Source organism: Variovorax sp. PDC80 (assembly GCF_900115375.1).
Taxonomy (GTDB): Bacteria; Pseudomonadota; Gammaproteobacteria; order Burkholderiales; family Burkholderiaceae_C; genus Variovorax.
The window spans coordinates 44,885-62,305 of the sequence record NZ_FOWG01000008.1; the positions used below are offsets into that span (position 1 = coordinate 44,885).

The 17,421-nt window shown below is 70.0% G+C and carries 19 protein-coding genes; 13 read left to right on the plus strand and 6 right to left on the minus strand.

Annotation, left to right across the window (positions count from 1 at the left end; translation table 11 throughout):
- Positions 1-2: 2 nt before the first annotated feature.
- Positions 3-719: a glutathione-regulated potassium-efflux system oxidoreductase KefF gene (locus BM109_RS22555; protein ID WP_093347451.1), complete on the plus strand. Its 717-nt coding sequence runs from the start codon at positions 3-5 to the stop codon at positions 717-719.
- Entirely contained in the window at positions 720-2,570 is a 1,851-nt protein-coding gene (gene kefC, locus BM109_RS22560) for a glutathione-regulated potassium-efflux system protein KefC (protein ID WP_093347454.1), read from the plus strand.
- Here the strand turns inward: kefC and BM109_RS22565 are convergent.
- Entirely contained in the window at positions 2,567-3,526 is a 960-nt protein-coding gene (locus BM109_RS22565; RefSeq protein WP_093347457.1) for a M14 family metallopeptidase, read from the minus strand. The genes kefC and BM109_RS22565 overlap by 4 nt on opposite strands.
- Positions 3,523-4,518 (minus strand): Bug family tripartite tricarboxylate transporter substrate binding protein, encoded by a 996-nt coding sequence (locus BM109_RS22570; protein ID WP_093347460.1) that lies wholly within the window; start codon positions 4,516-4,518, stop codon positions 3,523-3,525. Before BM109_RS22570 ends, BM109_RS22565 begins: the two co-directional genes overlap by 4 nt.
- Positions 4,519-4,652: 134 nt before the next feature.
- On the opposite strand from BM109_RS22570, the gene BM109_RS22575 reads away from it, so the two are divergent.
- Positions 4,653-5,540, plus strand: a complete 888-nt coding sequence (locus tag BM109_RS22575; RefSeq protein ID WP_093347463.1) for a MurR/RpiR family transcriptional regulator — start codon at positions 4,653-4,655, stop codon at positions 5,538-5,540.
- On the opposite strand, the gene BM109_RS22580 is transcribed toward BM109_RS22575, so the two are convergent.
- Positions 5,541-6,419, minus strand: coding sequence for an amidohydrolase family protein (locus BM109_RS22580; protein WP_093347466.1), 879 nt, complete (start codon positions 6,417-6,419; stop codon positions 5,541-5,543).
- 103 nt (positions 6,420-6,522) lie between these two features.
- Here BM109_RS22580 and BM109_RS22585 point away from each other — a divergent pair, with 103 nt between their 5' ends.
- The 5 genes from BM109_RS22585 to BM109_RS22605 all read left to right on the plus strand — a co-directional run bounded on the left by BM109_RS22585 (position 6,523) and on the right by BM109_RS22605 (position 11,599).
- Positions 6,523-7,296 carry a crotonase/enoyl-CoA hydratase family protein gene (locus tag BM109_RS22585; protein WP_093347469.1) on the plus strand — a complete coding sequence of 258 codons (774 nt, stop codon included), beginning with the start codon at positions 6,523-6,525 and terminating at the stop codon, positions 7,294-7,296.
- Between the two features lie 48 nt (positions 7,297-7,344).
- On the plus strand, positions 7,345-9,204 hold the full coding sequence (locus BM109_RS22590; protein ID WP_093347472.1) for a feruloyl-CoA synthase: 1,860 nt from the start codon (positions 7,345-7,347) through the stop codon (positions 9,202-9,204).
- 31 nt (positions 9,205-9,235) lie between these two features.
- The gene (locus tag BM109_RS22595) at positions 9,236-10,000 is read left to right on the plus strand and encodes an SDR family NAD(P)-dependent oxidoreductase (RefSeq protein WP_093347475.1); all 765 of its coding nucleotides are present in this window, start codon (positions 9,236-9,238) and stop codon (positions 9,998-10,000) included.
- Between the two features lie 29 nt (positions 10,001-10,029).
- A complete protein-coding gene (locus BM109_RS22600) occupies positions 10,030-11,025 on the plus strand; it encodes a Bug family tripartite tricarboxylate transporter substrate binding protein (RefSeq protein ID WP_093347478.1) in 996 nt (331 codons plus the stop codon).
- Between the two features lie 73 nt (positions 11,026-11,098).
- Complete coding sequence (locus tag BM109_RS22605; protein WP_093347480.1) at positions 11,099-11,599, plus strand: MarR family winged helix-turn-helix transcriptional regulator; 501 nt, start codon at positions 11,099-11,101, stop codon at positions 11,597-11,599.
- Between the two features lie 31 nt (positions 11,600-11,630).
- Here BM109_RS22605 and BM109_RS22610 read toward each other — a convergent pair whose 3' ends face one another.
- Positions 11,631-12,296, minus strand: a complete 666-nt coding sequence (locus BM109_RS22610; RefSeq protein ID WP_093347483.1) for a TetR/AcrR family transcriptional regulator — start codon at positions 12,294-12,296, stop codon at positions 11,631-11,633.
- A 160-nt stretch (positions 12,297-12,456) separates the two neighbouring features.
- On the opposite strand from BM109_RS22610, the gene BM109_RS22615 reads away from it, so the two are divergent.
- The 5 genes from BM109_RS22615 (at position 12,457) to BM109_RS22635 (ending at position 15,902) form a co-directional block, all read left to right on the plus strand.
- Positions 12,457-12,882, plus strand: a complete 426-nt coding sequence (locus BM109_RS22615; RefSeq protein ID WP_093347485.1) for a VOC family protein — start codon at positions 12,457-12,459, stop codon at positions 12,880-12,882.
- Between the two features lie 58 nt (positions 12,883-12,940).
- Positions 12,941-13,477 (plus strand): SRPBCC family protein, encoded by a 537-nt coding sequence (locus BM109_RS22620; RefSeq protein WP_093347488.1) that lies wholly within the window; start codon positions 12,941-12,943, stop codon positions 13,475-13,477.
- A 44-nt stretch (positions 13,478-13,521) separates the two neighbouring features.
- Positions 13,522-13,941 (plus strand): VOC family protein, encoded by a 420-nt coding sequence (locus BM109_RS22625; protein WP_093347491.1) that lies wholly within the window; start codon positions 13,522-13,524, stop codon positions 13,939-13,941.
- Positions 13,942-14,002: 61 nt separating this feature from the next.
- Positions 14,003-15,478, plus strand: coding sequence for a DHA2 family efflux MFS transporter permease subunit (locus BM109_RS22630; RefSeq protein ID WP_093347493.1), 1,476 nt, complete (start codon positions 14,003-14,005; stop codon positions 15,476-15,478).
- 64 nt (positions 15,479-15,542) lie between these two features.
- A complete protein-coding gene (locus BM109_RS22635; protein WP_093347496.1) occupies positions 15,543-15,902 on the plus strand; it encodes a DUF1428 domain-containing protein in 360 nt (119 codons plus the stop codon).
- Positions 15,903-15,921: 19 nt separating this feature from the next.
- Here the strand turns inward: BM109_RS22635 and BM109_RS22640 are convergent, their stop codons facing one another.
- Together BM109_RS22640 and BM109_RS22645 are read right to left on the minus strand one after the other, a co-directional pair.
- The gene (locus BM109_RS22640; RefSeq protein ID WP_093347498.1) at positions 15,922-16,683 is read right to left on the minus strand and encodes a sulfite exporter TauE/SafE family protein; all 762 of its coding nucleotides are present in this window, start codon (positions 16,681-16,683) and stop codon (positions 15,922-15,924) included.
- Between the two features lie 100 nt (positions 16,684-16,783).
- Entirely contained in the window at positions 16,784-17,389 is a 606-nt protein-coding gene (locus tag BM109_RS22645; RefSeq protein WP_093347501.1) for a nuclear transport factor 2 family protein, read from the minus strand.
- Positions 17,390-17,421: the final 32 nt, after the last annotated feature.

A 17,421-nucleotide genomic window follows, 5' to 3' on the forward strand; every position in this document is an offset into this window, starting at 1 on the left:
GGATGACGACAACAACATCCACGGGAACCCCTGAAGGCGGAGGCACCTACGTGCTCGCCGCCCATCCGCACTGGCGCGATTCGCGCGTGAACCGCCGGCTGCTGGCCGCGGCGCGCGCGGTGCCGGGCGTCGATGTCAACGACCTCTACGGCACCTATCCCGACTACGCGATCGACGTCGAGGCCGAGCAGCGGCGCCTCGAACGCGCCCAGCTGGTGGTGCTGCTGCATCCGATCCAGTGGTACTCGATGCCGGCGCTGCAGAAGCTCTGGGTCGACGAGGTGCTGGCCTACGGCTGGGCCTATGGCCCGGAAGGCATCGCGCTGCAGGGCAAGGACCTGTGGCTGGTCGCCACCACCGGCAGCCCCGAGAGCAGCTACCACCCGCAGGGCTACCACCGCTATTTCTTCGACGCCTTCCTGCCGCCCTACGAGCAGACCGCCGCGCTGTGCGGCATGCGCTTCCTGCCGCCGCTGATCTTCCACGGCGCGCGCAGCGCCCCCGAGGCCGAAGTGGCCGCGCACGTGGAGGTCTTCGCCCAGCGCCTGGGCAGCTACCCCAACTGGCCCGAGATGGACGAGATCGACGCCTGCGTGGCCTGCCCGGTGCCCGAGAGCGACCGGCCGGCCGAATCGGACGACATCGGCAAGGTGGTCGAGCGGGTGTTCCAGACCACCATGCGCCGCGGGCTGGCCGCGACGACCGACGGGAGCGCCTGAATGGAGCACGCGCCCGCCTGGCTGACCAACAGCCTGATCTACCTGAGCGCCGCCGTGCTGGTGGTGCCGCTGTCCAAGGCCCTGGGCCTCGGTTCCATCATCGGCTACCTGGTGGCCGGCATCGCCATCGGCCCCTGGGGCCTGGGGTTGGTGTCGCGCGTGGAGGACGTGCTGCATTTCGCCGAATTCGGCGTGGTGCTGATGCTGTTCCTGGTCGGCCTCGAGCTCGAGCCCAAGCGACTGTGGAACCTGCGCCGGCCGATCTTCGGCTGGGGCACGGCCCAGGTGCTCAGTTGCGCCGCCGTGCTGTTCGCCATCGGCTGCGCGGTCGGCGCGCCCTGGCGCGTGTCGCTGGTGGCGGCGCTGGGGCTGGCGCTGTCGTCGACCGCGATCGCGCTGCAGGTGTTCGGCGAACGCAACCTGCTGCGCACGCCGAGCGGCCAGGCCGGCTTCTCGATCCTGCTGTTCCAGGACGTGGCCGCGATCCCGATCCTCGCCATCCTGCCGCTGCTGGCCGGCGCCACCGCGGCCGAGCAGTCGATGAGCGGCCTCGACCGCCTGCTCGAAGGCCTGAAGATCTTCGGCGTGATCGGCGGCATCGTGCTCGGCGGCCGGCTCGCGCTGCGCCCGATCCTGCGCTGGATCGCGCGCAGCGACACGCCCGAGATCTTCACCGCCGCCGCGCTGCTGCTGGTGGTGGCGATCGCAGCGCTGATGCAGTTCGTCGGCCTGTCGATGGCGCTGGGCGCCTTCCTCGCGGGCGTGCTGCTGGCCGAGAGCGAATACCGGCGCGAGCTCGAGACCGACATCGAGCCCTTCAAGGGCCTGTTGCTCGGCCTGTTCTTCATCGCCGTGGGCATGACGATCGACTTCGGCGTGCTGTTCGCGAGCCCCTGGATCATGGCGATGCTGGTGGTCGGCTTCATGGCCATCAAGCTGGCGGTGATCTATGCGCTGGCCAAGGCGATGGGGCTGGCCTACCAGGAGCGCCCGGTGTTCACCCTGCTGCTGGCGCAGGGCGGCGAGTTCGCCTTCGTGGTGTTCCAGTCGGCCGGGCCCGACGTGCTGCCGCCGCAGATCACCTCGCTCTTGATCGGCGCGGTCGCGCTGTCGATGCTGCTGTCGCCGCTGCTGCTGGTGCTGATCGACCGCTACCTGCTGCCGCGCTACAGCAACATCGGCGGGCCGCAGCTCGAGGAGATCTCGGAGCAGCAGGACGCCAAGGTGCTGATCTGCGGCTTCGGCCGCTACGGCCAGATCGTGGGCCGCATGCTGATGTCGCAGGGGCTGCGCGTGACGGTGCTCGACCACGATGCCGACAACGTCGAGGGCCTGCGCGAATTCGGCTTCCGGGTGTTCTACGGCGATGCCACGCGCCTCGACCTGCTGCGCACCGCCGGTGCCGGCACGGCCAAGGCGGTGGTGGTGGCGGTCGACGACATCGAGCAGTCGCTCGAGATCGTCGACCTGTTCCGCGAGAACTTCCCGCAGGCGCAGATCATCGCGCGGGCGCGCAACGTGAGCCACCTGTTCCAGCTGCGCGACCGCGGCGTGACGCTGGTCGAGCGCGAGGTCTTCGAGTCGTCGCTGCGCAGCGCGCGCTCGGTGCTCGAGGTGCTCGGCTGGCCCGCGCACGAGGCGCGCGAATCGAGCATGCGCTTCCGCGAGCGCAACCTCAAGCTCACCGACGACATCTATCCGCACTACAAGGACCGCGCCAAGCTGATCGCGGTCAACAAGGCGGGCCGCCAGCAGTTCGAGGAACAGATGGCGCGCGAGCGCGAGGAGCGCAAGCGGCGCGCCGGGCGCGACTGGGACCGGCAGGAAGAGGACGAGGAGCGGGTGCCTTAGACCGGCACCGTGAGGTAGACGCCCTCGCGCCCCACCAGCGCCGCGCGCGTGGGCATGAACACCGTGCAGCCGTCGCAGGGCGAACGGATCTCCTGCCCCGCGTCGACCGCGATCAGCTCGCCACGGTCGAAGGTCTCGAAGCCCAGCAGCGGCCGCACGAAGGCGAAGCTCTCGGTCTTCACCATGTGCACCTCGAGCAGGCGGAAGCGGCGCGCGGATGCGGCGGGTGCGGCGGGTGCCCGCGGTGTCACCGCATCGACCAGCCCGAGATGCGCGAGGAAGCGCTGCGTCACGTCGACCGCGAGCTCGGCCGCCGACCGGCTGAAGTGCTGGCCGCACTCCACCACGACCGCCGCGCCCTGGCCCTCGGCCGCGCCGTGGTGGCCGTAGCCGATCACGCCGGTGCCCGGCGCCGCGCCCGCGGGCATCACCAGGTGCACCAGCGGCGCGCCCACGGCCAGCGCCAGCCGCGCATTGCGCTCGAGCTCCGGATAGACCCAGAAGGGCTGCACCGGCGCGCGCGTCGAATGGATGTCGAGCACGTAGTCGGCCGCATCGAGCACCGGCCGCAGTTCGCGCGCGCGTCGCAGCTCGGGGCTGTCCTCGTTGCCATCGAGCAGCGCCGGCGTCCAGATGCGGTTGAGGTTGTGCACCAGTTGGCGGTTCTCGTAGGGCCGCTCGATGTCGAAGGCCTCGTAGGCCTCGACGTTCGCGAAGCTCACGGTCAGCGTGCCGATCTTCGGATGCACGCCGCGGTCGAGCAGGTCGGTGGCCGCCACCATGCCGCAGATCTCGTTGCCGTGCGTCAGCGCATTGACCAGCACGTGCGGCCCGGGTCGGCCCGATTCGAAACGATGCACGTAGTCGATGCCGGTGTTGCCCTCGCGGTAGGCCGAGAGGTCGCGCGGCAGCACCTCGAGCGGCGCGGTGTCGGGAGTGAACGAGGACGTGGTCATTCGCCGCGGATCCCCGCGCGCTTCACCATCTCGCCGTACAGCGCGAGGCGCTCCGACATCATGGCCGTGAACTGCGCGGGCGACTGCTGCTCGGGCGTGAGCGCGCCGCGCGACTCCAGCGCCTCGACCATGGCGGGCTGGTCGGCCACCGAGCGCACGGCCTTGTGCAGGGTGGCGATCACGTCGCCCGGCGTCTTCGCGGGCGCGGCCAGGCCGATCCACGAGGTGGTGTTGAGCACCGGATAGCCGAGCTCCGCGAAGGTCGGCACGTCGGGCAGCGCCGCGACGCGCGCCGGTGCGGCCACCGCGAGCGCGCGCAGCTTGCCGGCCTGGATGTGCGGCAGGAAGGGCGCGAGGTTGTCGAGGCCGAACTGCACCTCGTTCGAGATCAGCGCCGTGACCAGCGGGCCGCCGCCGCGGTACGGCACGTGCGTGGCATTGAGCTGCAGCTGCGACTTCATCAGCTCGACGTTGAGCTGGCCCATGCTGCCGGGCCCGGCGCTGCAGAAATTGAGCTCGCCCGGGCGCGCCTTCACGAGCGCGACGAATTCCTTGAAGTTCTTCGCGGGCACGGCCGGGTTCACCAGCAGCACGTTGATCGAGCGCGCGAGCTGGCTGATGGAGGCGAAGTCCTTGATCGGGTCGTAGCCGGGGTTGGCCTGCGTGAGCGGATTCGCGAGGTGCGAGCTCTGCGACGAGACCACCAGCGTATAGCCGTCGGGCTTGGCGCGCGCCACCTGCGCGCTGGCGATCGAGCCGCCCGCGCCGCCGCGGTTGTCGATCACCACCGGCGCGCCCAGCGCCTTCGCGAGCGGATCGGCATAGAGCCGCGCGATCAGGTCCACCGAGCCACCGGCCGGGAACGGCACCACCAGCGTGACCGGCCGCGACGGATAGGCCTGCGCATGCGCCGCCAGCGGCAGCGCGGCCGCGAGGCCCGCGCCCAGGAAGGTGCGGCGGCGCAGTGCGGAGGCGGAAAGGGGGAAGGTCATGGAAGCGTCCTGGAATCGGGAAGGGATGGGGCCTGAATGTGCGCGCATTCTTGCAAGGTCGTCACAGTTTTGCAATAACCATTGCAAAATCGAAGCCCATCGCGACCCCTGCGCGGGCAGAATGCCCGGCGACCATGAACCTCAACCAACGCATCTCGGGCTACGGCCGCAAGCTCACGCGCAGCGAGCAGCGCCTGATCGAGGAACTGCAGACGCGCTATCCCCAGGGCCTGCTCGAATCTGCAACGAGCCTTGCAAAGAAGGTGGGCACCAGCGCCTCGACCGTGGTGCGGCTGCTCGCCAAGCTCGGCTATCCCAGCTACGCGGAAGCGCAGCTCGAGGCCCGCTCCGAGGTCACGGCGCGGCTGGCCTCGCCCGCCACGCGCGCCGATGCCGTGATCGTCGACGACGCCTCGGTGCGCACCTGCCTGGCCAACGCGCTGCTGCACGACCAGCACAACCTGAGCTCGACCTTCGCGGCCATCGATCCCGTGGCCTTCGAGGCCGCCGTGCGGCTGCTGGTGCAGCGCAAGGCGCGCGTGCATGTGCTGGGCCACCGGCATGCGGCCGCCATCGCGGGCCACCTGGCGCTGCACCTGAACCTGTGCCTGCCCGAGGTGCGGCCGCTGGCCGGCACGGCCGCGCTGCCGCTCGAGGACCAACTGCTGTGGATCGGCGAGAACGACGTGCTGCTGGCCGTCACCTTCAGGCGCCACTCGCTGGCCACCGCGCGCGCGGCGGCCTACTTCCGCGAACGCGGCGCGAAGGTGATCGTGATCACCGACAGCCCCTCGGCGGCCGCGGCGGCCTCGGCCGACCACCTGATGCTGGTGCGCACCTCGAGCGCCTCGCCCTTCGATTCCTACACGGCCGCCTTCTCGCTGTGCAATGCGCTGGTCACCGCGGTCGTGCAGCGGCGCAAGAAGGAGCTGGGCGCCGCGCTCGAACGCGGCGACGCCCTGTGGGAGCAGCACTGGAACGACGCCGCCGCGCCGGCGGGCCGTGCGCGCAAGGCGGACTGATCAGGTCGCCGTGGCGGCGTCGAGCCGCAGCAGCCGCACCGCGTTGCCCTTCAAGATGCCCGGCATCACCTCGGGCTTGAAGCCCGCGACCTCGAAGTCCTTCATCCAGCGCTCGGGCGTGATCAGCGGGTAGTCGCTGCCGAACAGCACGCGGTCTTTCAGCAGCGTGTTGGCGTACTGCACCAGCTGCTTCGGAAAGTACTTGGGGCTCCAGCCCGAGAGATCGATCCAGACGTTGGGCTTGTGCGTGGCCACGCTCAGCGCCTCGTCCTGCCAGGGGAAGCTGGGGTGGGCCATCACGATCTGCATGTCGGGGAAGGCTATCGCCACGTCGTCCAGGTGCATCGGGTTGCTGTACTCGAGCCGCAGGCCGCCGCCGCAGCGCATGCCCGAGCCGATGCCGCTGTGGCCGGTGTGGAAGATCGCGGGCATGCCGTACTCGGCCACCACCTCGTAGATCGGCCAGGCCATGCGGTCGTAGGGATGGAAGGCCTGCACCGTCGGGTGGAACTTGAAGCCCTTGACGCCGTGCTCCTCGATCAGCCGCCGCGCCTCGCGCGCGCCCATCTTTCCCTTGTGCGGATCGATACTCGCGAAGGCGATCATCATGTCGGCGTTCTTCTGCGCGGCCTCGGCGATCTCCTCGTTCGGGATGCGCCGCCGACCCATGTTCGACTCGGCGTCGACCATGAACATCACCAGCCCCAGCTTGCGCTCGCGGTAGTAGGCCACCGTCTCCTCGATCGTCGGGCGGCGGTTCGAGCCGAAGTACTTGTCGGCCGCGCGGTCGTACTCCTCGCCGTAGTTGTCGAACGGGTTCCAGCAGCTCACCTCGGCATGGGTGTGGATATCGATCGCGATCAGGTTCTGGTGGTCCACTTCATCGTCTCCTTTACGGGAAAGTCCCTAGTCCGCGGCATCGTCGAATGCCTTGAATTGATTATTTCACATAACCATAATCCGCTTCAATCCAGAACGCAACATGACCTCTTCCGACCTCCACATCGACCTCCGCGACGACGTCGCCATCATTCGCCTGACGCGCGGCGCCAAGCGCAACGCGCTGTCGGACAGCCTGATCCTCGCGCTGCGCGATGCCTTCCAGAACCTGCCCGCCAGCGTGGGCGCGGCCGTGATCGACGGCGAGGGCCCGCACTTCTGCGCCGGCCTCGACTTGAGCGAGCTCAAGGAGCGCGACGCGGGCCAGGGCCTCGCCCATTCGCGCCTGTGGCACGCGGCGCTGGAGTGCATCGAGAAGGGCCCGGTGCCGGTGATCGCCGCGCTGCATGGCGCGGTGGTCGGCGGCGGGCTCGAGCTCGCGAGCGCCTGCCACATCCGCGTGGCCGACCGCAGCACCTTCTATGCGCTGCCCGAGGGCTCGCGCGGCATCTTCGTGGGCGGCGGCGGCTCGGTGCGCATCCCCAAGCTGATCGGCGTGGCGCGCATGACCGACATGATGATGACCGGCCGCGTCTACAACGCCGAGGAAGGCGAGCGCGCCAACTTCGCGCAGTACCTGGTCGACGAGGGCACGGCCTTCGACAAGGCCTTCGAGCTCGCCAAGCGCGTGGCCACCAACGCGCCGCTCACCAACTACGCGCTGATGCACGCGCTGCCGCGCATCGCCGAGCAGCCGGCCGACCACGGCTTCTTCACCGAGGCGCTGATGTCCGGCATCGTGCAGGCCGCGCCCGAGGCCAAGCAACGCGTGCGCGACTTCCTCGAAGGCCGCGGCGCCAAGGTCCGCAAGGGCTGAAGCCCTCTCTTCATTCACTCACTCATCCACTCACGCACGGGCGCCCCGATGACGGCCATCAAATACCGACCGCTCGCCTTCGGCGTCACGCGCGCGCTGCTGCGCGACGGCGCGCCGGGCACGCAGTACCTGAGCGCGGAAACGCCGCTTCGCCCCTACCGCGAACGCATGACCGACCGGCTGCACCACTGGGCCGAAGCCACGCCCGAACGCACCTTCATCGCGCGCCGCGCGCGGCTGGCCGACGGCGGCACCGGCGACTGGCTGCGCGTGAGCTACGCCGAGGCGCTGCAGAAGGCACGCGCGATCGGCCAGGCCCTGCTCGCGCGCGGCCTGGACGCCGAGCGCCCGGTGGCGATCCTCAGCGAGAACGGCATCGAGCATGCGCTGCTCGCGCTCGGCTGCCTCTACGCGGGCGTGCCCTACTGCCCGGTCTCGCCGCCCTACTCGCTCGTGAGCCAGGACTTCGACAAGCTGCGCCACGTGCTGGCCACGCTCACGCCGGGCCTGGTGTTCGCGGCCGACGCCGCGCGCTATGCCCGCGCCATCGAGGCCACGCTGCCGGCCGACGCCGGCGTCGAGATCGTGCTGGCCGAAGGCGAGCTGCCCGGCCGCGCCACCACCTCCTTCGACGCGCTCGCGGCGACGCTGCCCACGCCCGCCATCGACGCCGCGATGCAGGCCACCGGCCCCGACACCATCACCAAGTTCCTGTTCACCTCGGGCTCGACCAAGATGCCCAAGGCGGTGGTCAACACGCACCGCATGTGGTGCGCCAACCAGCAGCAGCTGCGCCAGTCGATCCCGGCGCTGGGCGACGAGCCGCCGGTGCTGGTCGACTGGCTGCCGTGGAACCACACCTTCGGCGGCAACCACAACGTGGGCATCGTGCTCGACAACGGCGGCACGCTCTACATCGACGAGGGCAAGCCCACGGCCACCGGCATGGCCGAGACACTGCGCAACCTGCGCGAGATCGCGCCCACCATCTACTTCAACGTGCCGACCGGCTTCGAGGCGATCGCGCAGGCGATGGAGACCGACCCGGTGCTGCGGCGCAACCTGCTGTCGCGCGTGAAGATGTTCTTCTACTCGGGCGCGGCGCTGTCGCAGCCGGTCTGGGACAGCCTGCACCGCACGCAGGAGGCCGAGGTCGGCGAGCGCATCGTGATGGGCACCGGCCTGGGCATGACCGAATCGGGCCCGTTCGCGCTCTACGTGACCGGCCCCGACGTGAAGTCGGGCGACGTCGGCCTGCCCGCGGCGGGCATCGAGCTCAAGCTGATCGAGGTCGACGGCAAGACCGAGGTGCGCTATCGCGGCCCCAACATCACGCCCGGCTACTGGCGCGCGCCCGAGGCCACGGCCGAGGCCTTCGACGAGGAAGGCTTCTTCTCGACCGGCGACGCGGTGAAGTGGATCGACGACGCCGACATCCACCGCGGCCTGCGCTTCGACGGCCGTATCGCCGAGGACTTCAAGCTCGCCACCGGCACCTTCGTGAGCGTGGGCCCGCTGCGCGCGAAGATCGCCACGGCCGGCTCGCCCTACGTGCAGGACGCGGTGCTGACCGGCATCAACCTCAAGGAGGTCGGCGCGCTGGTCTTCACTACGCAGAAGGTGCGCCAGCTCGCGGGCCTCGATGCCGGCGCGAGCATGCGGCAGGTGCTCGAGAGCGCGCCGGTGCAGGCGCACTTCCAGCAGGTGCTGGACCAGCTCGCGGCCGCGAGCACCGGCAGCGCCAACCGCATCGCGCGGCTGCACCTGATGAGCGAGCCGCCCTCGATCGACAAGGGCGAGGTCACCGACAAGGGCTCGATCAACCAGCGCGCCGTGCTCAAGCACCGCGCCACGCTGGTCGAGGCGCTGCACGACGGCACGCTGCCCTTCACCTTGCGGCCGCGCTGACGCCTTTTTTTCCCTCTTTGGAGACGAACCCATGAAGATCGAAGGACAGGCCGCACTCGTGACCGGCGGCGCATCGGGCCTCGGCGAGGCCACCGCGCGCGAACTCGCGCGCCTGGGCGCGAAGGTGGCGCTGCTCGACCGCAATGCCGAGCTGGCCGCCAAGGTCGCCGCCGAGATCGGCGGCATCGCCTGCGGCTGCGACATCACCGATGCCGCGAGCGTGAGCGCCGCGCTCGACCGGGCCGAGGCCGCGCACGGCCCGGCGCGCATCCTGATGAACGTGGCCGGCATCGGCAGCGCGAAGCGCATCGTCGGCAAGGACGGCAACCCGGCGCCGCTCGAGGACTTCGTGCGCGTGGTCAACGTCAACCTGATCGGCAGCTACAACATGGCGCGCCTGTTCGCCGCGCGCTGCGCGAAGCTAGCGGCGCTCGCCAACGGCGAGAAGGGCGTGATGCTGTTCACCGCCTCGGTCGCGGCCTTCGACGGCCAGGTCGGCCAGCAGGCCTACAGCGCCTCGAAGGGCGGCCTGGTCGGCATGACGCTGCCGATGGCGCGCGACCTCGCGCAGCACGCGATCCGCGTCTGCACCGTCGCGCCCGGGCTGTTCGCCACGCCGCTGCTGCTCGAGCTGCCCGAGCCGGTGCAGCAGTCGCTCGCGGCCTCGATCCCGTTCCCGCCGCGGCTGGGCCAGCCCTCGGAATTCGCCGAGCTGGCCTGCCACGTCGTGACCAACGGCCACCTCAACGGCGAGGTGATCCGCCTCGACGGCGCGCTGCGCATGGCGCCGCGATAGATCCAGCACCACCAACCGGAGACAAGACCATGACCAACCGACGTCAGTTCGTGACGGCGCTCGGCGGCGCAGCCGCGCTCGGCGCCCTGCAGCATCCCCTGGCCGCGCTGGCCGAGATCGTCGCCCAGCAGGTGAAGATCTACTACGGCTTCCCGGCCGGCAGCGCGGGCGACAGCGTGGCCCGCCGCGTGGCCGACAAGCTCGGCGGCACCGACTTCACCAAGCTCAATCCCGTGGTCGAGAACAAGCCCGGCGCGGGCGGGCGCATCGCGCTCGATTCGCTCAAGAGCGCGCCGGCCGACGGCTCGGTGCTCGCGCTCTCGCAGGCCTCGGCGCTGTCGACCTATCCCTACATCTACAGCAAGCTGAGCTACGGCCTGGCCGACTTCGCCCCGGTCTCGATCGGCGCGGTGATGACGCACGGCCTGGCGGTCGGCCCGATGGTGCCGGCCAGCGTGAAGACGCTGAAGGACTACGTGGCCTGGGCCAAGGCCAATCCGGGCCAGGCCAGCTACGGCTCGCCGGGCGCGGGCTCCACGCCGCACTTCCTGGGCGCGCTGCTGGGCCTCAACAGCGGCGCCGACCTGCGCCACGTGCCCTACCGCGGCTCGCTGCCGGCGGTCAACGACGTGGTGGGCGGCCAGATCGCCTCGAGCCTCACGCCCAGCGGCGACTACCTGCCCTTCGTCAAGGCCAACAAGCTGCGCGTGCTCGCCACCTCGGGCGCCCAGCGCGCCGCCTACCTGCCCGAGGTGCCGACCTTCGCCGAGCAGGGCTTCCCCGAGCTGGTGGCCGACGAGTGGTTCGGTTTCTTCGCGCCCGCGAAGACGCCCGCGCCGGTGATCGCCGCCGCGAGCGGCGCGATCCAGGCCGCGCTCAAGGACAAGGCCGTGGCCGACGGCCTGCTGTCGGTGGGCCTGATCGCGCAGGGCTCCACGCCCGAGGAGATGCGCCGGTCGCTGCAGTCGGAGTACGAGCGCTGGGGCCCGCTGGTGAAGAAGATCGGCTTCACCGCGGAGTCCTGAGCCCGCGCCGGGCTGTCGCCAAGTCGCCACCGGCCCGGCGCTTCGGGGCCCCGCTCGCGGTTACGCTTGCGCCATGCCCACCTCCCCGAAATCCGCCGCTCCGAAGAGCGCGAAGAGCGACATGGCCGCCGCGCCGCTCGGCCGGACGGACCGCCTCGACGCGCGCGTGCTCGAGACCCTGGTCGGCTACAACGCGCGCCGCGCCTGGCTGGTGGTGAGCGCGCTGTTCGCCAAGCGCATGGCGGCCTTCAAGCTCAAGCAGATCGACTTCTCGGTGCTCTCGCTGCTGGCGCACAACCCGGGCGCCACCTCGCGCCAGATCTGCAGCACGCTCGACATCCTGCCGCCCAACCTCGTGAGCCTGGTGGCCGAGCTCGACGCGCGCGCGCTGATCGAGCGCAAGCCGCATCCGCACGACGGCCGCGCGGTCGGCCTGCATCTCACGCCGGCCGGCGAGGCGCTGGTGCGCGAGGCCGAGCAGGCCGTGATCCAGCTCGAGCTCGATGCCAGCGCGCGGCTCAATGCGCGCGAGCGCGAGACGCTGATCAAGCTGCTGCAGAAGGTCTACCTTTGAGCCTTTGAGCGCCTGAACAGGCGAGCCGCGCCTACTGCAGGCCCAGCTCCACCATCTCCAGCAGCCGCAGCGTCAGCGGCTCCAGCACCGACGGGTCGGCCTCCTTGAGCGGGCCCTCGATGATCAGCAGCGCGAGCCCGTGCACCGCCGACCAGGCCAGGTACTCGGCATTCGGGCGCCGCGCCGGATCGAGCGCGCCGGCCTCCACCAGCCGGTCCAGGCCCGAGCCCAGCAGCTGGAACGGGTCCATGCCGCTCGCGCCGGCGCTCGAGGGGCCGATGGTGCCGCGCGCCTCGTCGGAAGAGATCACGAAGGCGGTGCGGAACAGCCCCGGCTGGTCCTGCGCGAAACGCAGGTAGCCCGAGCCGATCGCCCGCACCCAGGCGCGCGCGTAGTCGGCCGGCGGCTGGTCGTGCGAGATCGCGCCGAGCTCCTTCTCCATCGAGCGCGCCGCGGCCGACAGCGCCGCGCCGCGCACCGCCAGCAGCAGCTCGTGCCGGCTCGCGAAGTGGCGGTAGGCCGCGTTGGGCACCACGCCCACGCGGCGCGTGGCCTCGCGCAGCACCACGGCGTCGGGGCCGCCGTCGCGCGCCAGTTCGATGCCCGCGTCCAGCAAGGCCCGGCGCAGGTCGCCATGGCGGTAGGTGGAGCGCGAGGGCGGCGCAGATTCGGCGGCGATGGCGGCGTTGCGGACCATTTCCTTCTTTCTCGGACTACGATTTTTCGATGTGGACAGTGTCCATTATCTTTGCTATTCTTTGTGGACGGTGTACACAAAGTAGTGCCATCGTATTCGCCCCGGGCCCTGCTGCCCAGCGGCGCCCCCGGAATAACCGCTCTTGCAAAGAGGAATTGCCATGAAAGTCCAGTCCTATCTCTCGTTCGAAGGCCGCTGCGACGAGGCCATCGCGTTCTACGGGAAGGCGCTCGGCGCCGAAGTCGTGCAGCTCATGCGCTACAGCGACGCCCCCGCCGACATGCCGCCCGACGCGGACGGCTGCGCCGGTGCCATGCCCGGTCCCGACAAGGTCATGCATGCAGTGCTGCGCATCGGCGAGACCGAGCTCATGGCCTCCGACGGCCGCTGCTCGGGCCAGGCCGAGTTCAAGGGAATCATGCTGGCGATCACCGCGCCCACCGAGGCCGATGCGCGCAAGTGGTTCGACGCGCTGGCCGACGGCGGCCAGGTGATGCAGCCGCTGATCCCCACCTTCTTCTCGCCGGGCTTCGGCATGGTCGGCGACCGCTTCGGCGTGGGCTGGATGGTGGTGGTCGGCGACTGAAGCCGCGCCGCGCGAAGCCCCCTTTCCCCCTTTTCCATTCGTCGTTGCAGAGCGCTCCATGTTCAAGAAAATCGCCCTCCTCCTCGTCGTGCTGATCGCCGGCGTCCTGCTGTTCGCGGCCACCCGCCCCGACAGCTTCCGCGTCGAGCGCAGCGCGCGCATCCAGGCCCCGCCCGCGCGGATCGCGCCGCTGGTCGCCGACTTCCACCGCTGGAGCGAATGGTCGCCCTACGAGAAGCTCGATCCGGCCATGAAGCGCAGCTTCGGCGGCGCCGCCAGCGGCCCGGGCGCGACCTATGCCTGGGAGGGCAACGACAAGGCCGGCGCCGGCCGCATGGAGATCCTCGAGGCCTCGCCCACGAAGGTCTCGATCAAGCTCGACTTCCTCCAGCCCTTCGAGGCCCACAACACCGCCGACTTCAGCTTCCAGCCGCAGGGCGACGCCACCCAGGTCACCTGGGCCATGCACGGCCCGGCGCCCTACGTCTCCAAGCTCATGGGCCTGTTCTTCGACATGGACACCCTGATCGGCAAGGACTTCGAAGCCGGCCTCGCCAACCTCAAGACCGCGGCCGAGAAGCCGGCGGGATCCTGAGCCTGTCCCTCCCCACTCACCCTCCACTCACCCAAGGAACTCACATGTCGCTCCTCAATGCCTATCTCACCTTCGACGGCAACGCGGCCGAGGCCATGCGCTTCTACGAGAAGACGCTCGGCGGAAAAATGGAAATGCTCATGACCGTGGGCGAAAGCCCCGAAGCCGCCAACATGCCGCCCGAGGCCGCCAACCGCCTGATGCACGCCAGCCTCGTCGTCGGCGACAGCATGCTCATGGCCTCCGACAGCATGCCGGGCATGCCGTACGAAGGCATGAAGGGCTTCGGCGTCGCGCTCAACTACCCGACGGTCGCCGAGGCGAAGCGCGTGTTCGACGCCCTCGCCGACGGCGGCCAGGTCGGCATGCCGTTCGAGAAGACCTTCTGGGTCGAGGGCTTCGGCATGGTGACCGACCGCTACGGCACGCCCTGGCTGATCAACGGCGGCGCCTCCCTCGTCTGACGAAGAACGCCACAACCATCCGCCGGGCGGCGCGCCGCCCGGCCCCTGAGGAATCCTTTCCATGACCGAATCCCTCGACAACCGCAAGCGCTGGCTCGCCCTGATGGTGCTGTGCCTGGGCGTGCTGATGATCGTGCTCGACACCACCATCGTGAACGTCGCGCTGCCCTCGATCCGCACCGACCTCGGCTTCACCGAGACCTCGCTGGTGTGGGTCGTCAACGCCTACATGCTGACCTTCGGAGGCTTCCTGCTGTTGGGCGGACGGCTCGGCGACCTCTACGGCCACCGCCGCGTCTTCCTCGCCGGGCTGGTGCTGTTCACGCTGGCCTCGCTGGCCTGCGGCATCTCGACCACGCAGGGCCTCCTGATCGCCGCGCGCGCGGTGCAGGGCCTGGGCGGCGCGATCGTGTCGGCCGTCTCGCTGTCGCTGATCATGAACCTCTTCACCGAGCCGGCCGACCGCGCCAAGGCGATGGGCGTCTACGGCTTCGTCTGCGCCGGCGGCGGCAGCATCGGCGTGCTGCTCGGCGGCCTGCTGACCAGTTCGCTGAGCTGGCACTGGATCTTCCTGGTCAACCTGCCGATCGGCGTGGCCGTGTACGCGCTGTGCATCGCGCTCTTGCCGAGCGCGCGCGGCCAGGCCCATGGCGAGAAGCTCGACGTGGCCGGCGCGGTCACGGTCACGCTCTCGCTGATGCTCGCGGTCTACGGCGTGGTCAACGGCAACGAGGCCGGCTGGCGCTCGGCGCAGACGCTGGGCCTGCTCGGCACCGCGGTCGCGCTGCTCGCGATCTTCATCGCCATCGAGGCCAGGGTGAAGCATCCGCTGATGCCGCTGGGCCTGTTCCGGCTGCGCAGCGTCTCGGTCTCGAACGTGGTGGGCGTGCTGTGGGCCGCGGCGATGTTCGCCTGGTTCTTCATCTCGGCGCTCTACATGCAGCTGGTGCTCGCCTACACGCCGATGCAGATCGGCCTGGCCTTCCTGCCGGCCAACGTCATCATGGCCGTGTTCTCGCTGGGGCTGTCGGCAAAGATCGTGATGCGCTTCGGCATCCGCCGCCCGCTCGCGGCGGGCCTGTGGCTCGCGGCCATCGGGCTGGCGCTGTTCGCGCGCGCCCCGGTCGACGGCCACTTCGCGATCGACGTGCTGCCCGGCATGCTGCTGCTGGGCCTGGGCGCCGGCATGGCCTTCAATCCGCTGCTGCTGGCCGCGATGAGCGAGGTGAGCCCTAGCGAATCGGGCCTGGCCTCGGGCGTGGTCAACACCGCCTTCATGATGGGCGGCGCGCTGGGCCTCGCGGTGCTCGCGAGCATCGCGGCCGCGCAGACCGGCTCGATGCTCGCAGCCGGCGCGAGCACGCCGCTCGCGCTCACCGGCGGCTACCAGATGGCATTTCTCGTCGGCGCCGTGTTCGCGGCGGTGGCGGGTTTGTTGGGCGCCCTGCTGCTTCGCTCCGCCATGCCGGGGCAGATGCACGACAACGAGGAGGCGGCGGGCCCCGGGAGCGCGGCGAATGGCGCGGCAACGTCCTGACGGGCTGCTGCTGGGCCGGCCGCCGTTTCTGTTTCTCTTTCCCTTCTTTTCAAGGAGTGTTCCCATGGCTCGCTATGTCGACGGTTTCATCGTGCCGATTCCCGCCAAGAACGTGGAGGCCTACCGCAAGGTGGCGCGCAAGGCCGGCAAGGTCTGGATGGAGTACGGCGCGCTCGAATACGTGGAGTGCGTCGCGGACGACGTCAAGCCCGGCAAGCTGACCTCGTTCCCGCAGAGCGTGAAGCTCAAGGCCGACGAGGTGGTCGCGTTCTCGTGGATCGTCTACAAGTCGCGCAAGCACCGCGACACGGTCAACGCCAAGGTGATGGCCGACCCGCGCATCGCGGCGATGGACCCGAAGACCATGCCCTTCGACGCCAAGCGCATGATCTTCGGCGGCTTCAAGTCGATCGTCGAATTCTGAGCGCCGCGGCGGCGGGGACTCAGGCCGCCACGAAGCCGTCGTAGACGAGCTTGAGCCCCGTCAGCAGCATGCCCAGGTAGACGAAGCGGTAGAACCAGGTGGCGTCGATGCGCCGCGCGATGCGGATGCCGACCCACACGCCCAGCGGCGCGAAGGGCATCAGCGCCAGCGAGGTGGCCAGCGTGCGCAGGTCGATCAGGCCCAGCCATGCGTAGGGGATCCACTTGCTGAGGTTCACCACGAAGAAGAAGTAGGCCATGGTGGCCGTGAACACCACCGGCGACAGCCGCAGCGGGATCACGTAGGCATTGATCGGCGGCCCGCCCGCATGCGCGATGAAGCTCGTGAAGCCCGACACCGTGGTCAGCGCGGCACCGATGCCGCGCGAGGGCAGCGGATCGTTTGGCTTGGGCGGGAACAGCAGGCGCTGCGCCAGGAACAGCAGCGTGAACACGCCCACGATGCCCGCCACCGTGTGCGCCGACAGCGCGCGGAACAGCAGCGTGCCGATCAACGTGCCCAGCAGGCCGAAGGGGATCAGGAACTTCAGCAGCGAGCGGTCGAAGTCGCGCCGGAAGGCCGCGAGCCCCAGCAGGTCCATCAACAGCAGCAACGGCATCAGGATCGCCGCGGCCTGCGGCACCGTGACCGCCAGCGCCATCAGCGGCACCGCGAGCGAGCCGAAGCCCGCGCCGAAGCCGCTCTTGCTGATGCCGAGCAGCAGCACGGCGGGAATGGCGACCGCGTAGAAGTGCGGGTCGGTGATGAGGGGGAAGACCATGGGCAGGGACGGCGCGCGAAAAAAAGCCCGTCGTCGCGGCGGGCCCCGGCGAGCGTAGCAGGAAGGCGCGCGGGCCGCTGCGGCCCCGATCCGATCCGGCTCAGCGCTCGAGCGCGCCGCCCGCGAGCCAGCGCGCGCCGCGCTGGTACAGCGCCTCGACCGCCGGCCCCTTGAGCATCGGCATGTCGAGCTTCACCGTGTAGCCGATGCGCTGCTGGATGTAGGCCAGGTGGCGGTAGCCCTCGGGCAGCTCGGCCAGCTTCGCGGCATCGAGCGTCACGGTGGCGGCCGGATCGATCGGGTCGATGCGGTCCTTCTCGTAGATCGGCTGGCGGTGCAGCAGCTTCCACTGCCCCTCGTGCAGCACCACGAAGTCGTAGAAGCGGCCGGTGCACACCACGTCGCAGGGCACGCCCTCGACCAGGCCGCGCTGCGAGATCGTCATCTTGGTCTGCACGATGGCGCGCTCGCCCGCCAGCTCGACCGCCGAGCCGCCGAGGAAGTGCAGGATGCTCACGCCCTTGGACCAGCCTTCCCGCGTGACGCGGATGAACTCGGCGAACGGCCCCTGGAACCAGGTCGCCATCATCACGCCCTCGGGATGCCACACGGTGGCGAAGCGCTCCCAGTCGCCGGCATCGCGCCAGACGGCCCAGCGTTCGATCATGCGGCGGATCAGCAGCTCCTGCTGCAGCGCGTCGTTCATTCCTCTGTCTCCTGGTTCCGGTGTGTGTCGTC

What these genes read in the sequence shown, in the direction of transcription:
- BM109_RS22640 (WP_093347498.1), bottom strand. Translation starts at nt 16,683, where the DNA reads ATGGTCTTCCCCCTCATCACCGACCCGCACTTCTACGCGGTCGCCATT.
- BM109_RS22615 (WP_093347485.1), top strand. Translation starts at nt 12,457, where the DNA reads ATGAAAGTCCAGTCCTATCTCTCGTTCGAAGGCCGCTGCGACGAGGCC.
- BM109_RS22600 (WP_093347478.1), top strand. Translation starts at nt 10,030, where the DNA reads ATGACCAACCGACGTCAGTTCGTGACGGCGCTCGGCGGCGCAGCCGCG.
- BM109_RS22555 (WP_093347451.1), top strand. Translation starts at nt 3, where the DNA reads ATGACGACAACAACATCCACGGGAACCCCTGAAGGCGGAGGCACCTAC.
- BM109_RS22645 (WP_093347501.1), bottom strand. Translation starts at nt 17,389, where the DNA reads ATGAACGACGCGCTGCAGCAGGAGCTGCTGATCCGCCGCATGATCGAA.
- BM109_RS22610 (WP_093347483.1), bottom strand. Translation starts at nt 12,296, where the DNA reads ATGGTCCGCAACGCCGCCATCGCCGCCGAATCTGCGCCGCCCTCGCGC.
- BM109_RS22625 (WP_093347491.1), top strand. Translation starts at nt 13,522, where the DNA reads ATGTCGCTCCTCAATGCCTATCTCACCTTCGACGGCAACGCGGCCGAG.
- BM109_RS22590 (WP_093347472.1), top strand. Translation starts at nt 7,345, where the DNA reads ATGACGGCCATCAAATACCGACCGCTCGCCTTCGGCGTCACGCGCGCG.
- BM109_RS22605 (WP_093347480.1), top strand. Translation starts at nt 11,099, where the DNA reads ATGCCCACCTCCCCGAAATCCGCCGCTCCGAAGAGCGCGAAGAGCGAC.
- BM109_RS22635 (WP_093347496.1), top strand. Translation starts at nt 15,543, where the DNA reads ATGGCTCGCTATGTCGACGGTTTCATCGTGCCGATTCCCGCCAAGAAC.
- BM109_RS22595 (WP_093347475.1), top strand. Translation starts at nt 9,236, where the DNA reads ATGAAGATCGAAGGACAGGCCGCACTCGTGACCGGCGGCGCATCGGGC.
- BM109_RS22630 (WP_093347493.1), top strand. Translation starts at nt 14,003, where the DNA reads ATGACCGAATCCCTCGACAACCGCAAGCGCTGGCTCGCCCTGATGGTG.
- BM109_RS22585 (WP_093347469.1), top strand. Translation starts at nt 6,523, where the DNA reads ATGACCTCTTCCGACCTCCACATCGACCTCCGCGACGACGTCGCCATC.
- BM109_RS22570 (WP_093347460.1), bottom strand. Translation starts at nt 4,518, where the DNA reads ATGACCTTCCCCCTTTCCGCCTCCGCACTGCGCCGCCGCACCTTCCTG.
- BM109_RS22575 (WP_093347463.1), top strand. Translation starts at nt 4,653, where the DNA reads ATGAACCTCAACCAACGCATCTCGGGCTACGGCCGCAAGCTCACGCGC.
- kefC (WP_093347454.1), top strand. Translation starts at nt 720, where the DNA reads ATGGAGCACGCGCCCGCCTGGCTGACCAACAGCCTGATCTACCTGAGC.
- BM109_RS22620 (WP_093347488.1), top strand. Translation starts at nt 12,941, where the DNA reads ATGTTCAAGAAAATCGCCCTCCTCCTCGTCGTGCTGATCGCCGGCGTC.
- BM109_RS22565 (WP_093347457.1), bottom strand. Translation starts at nt 3,526, where the DNA reads ATGACCACGTCCTCGTTCACTCCCGACACCGCGCCGCTCGAGGTGCTG.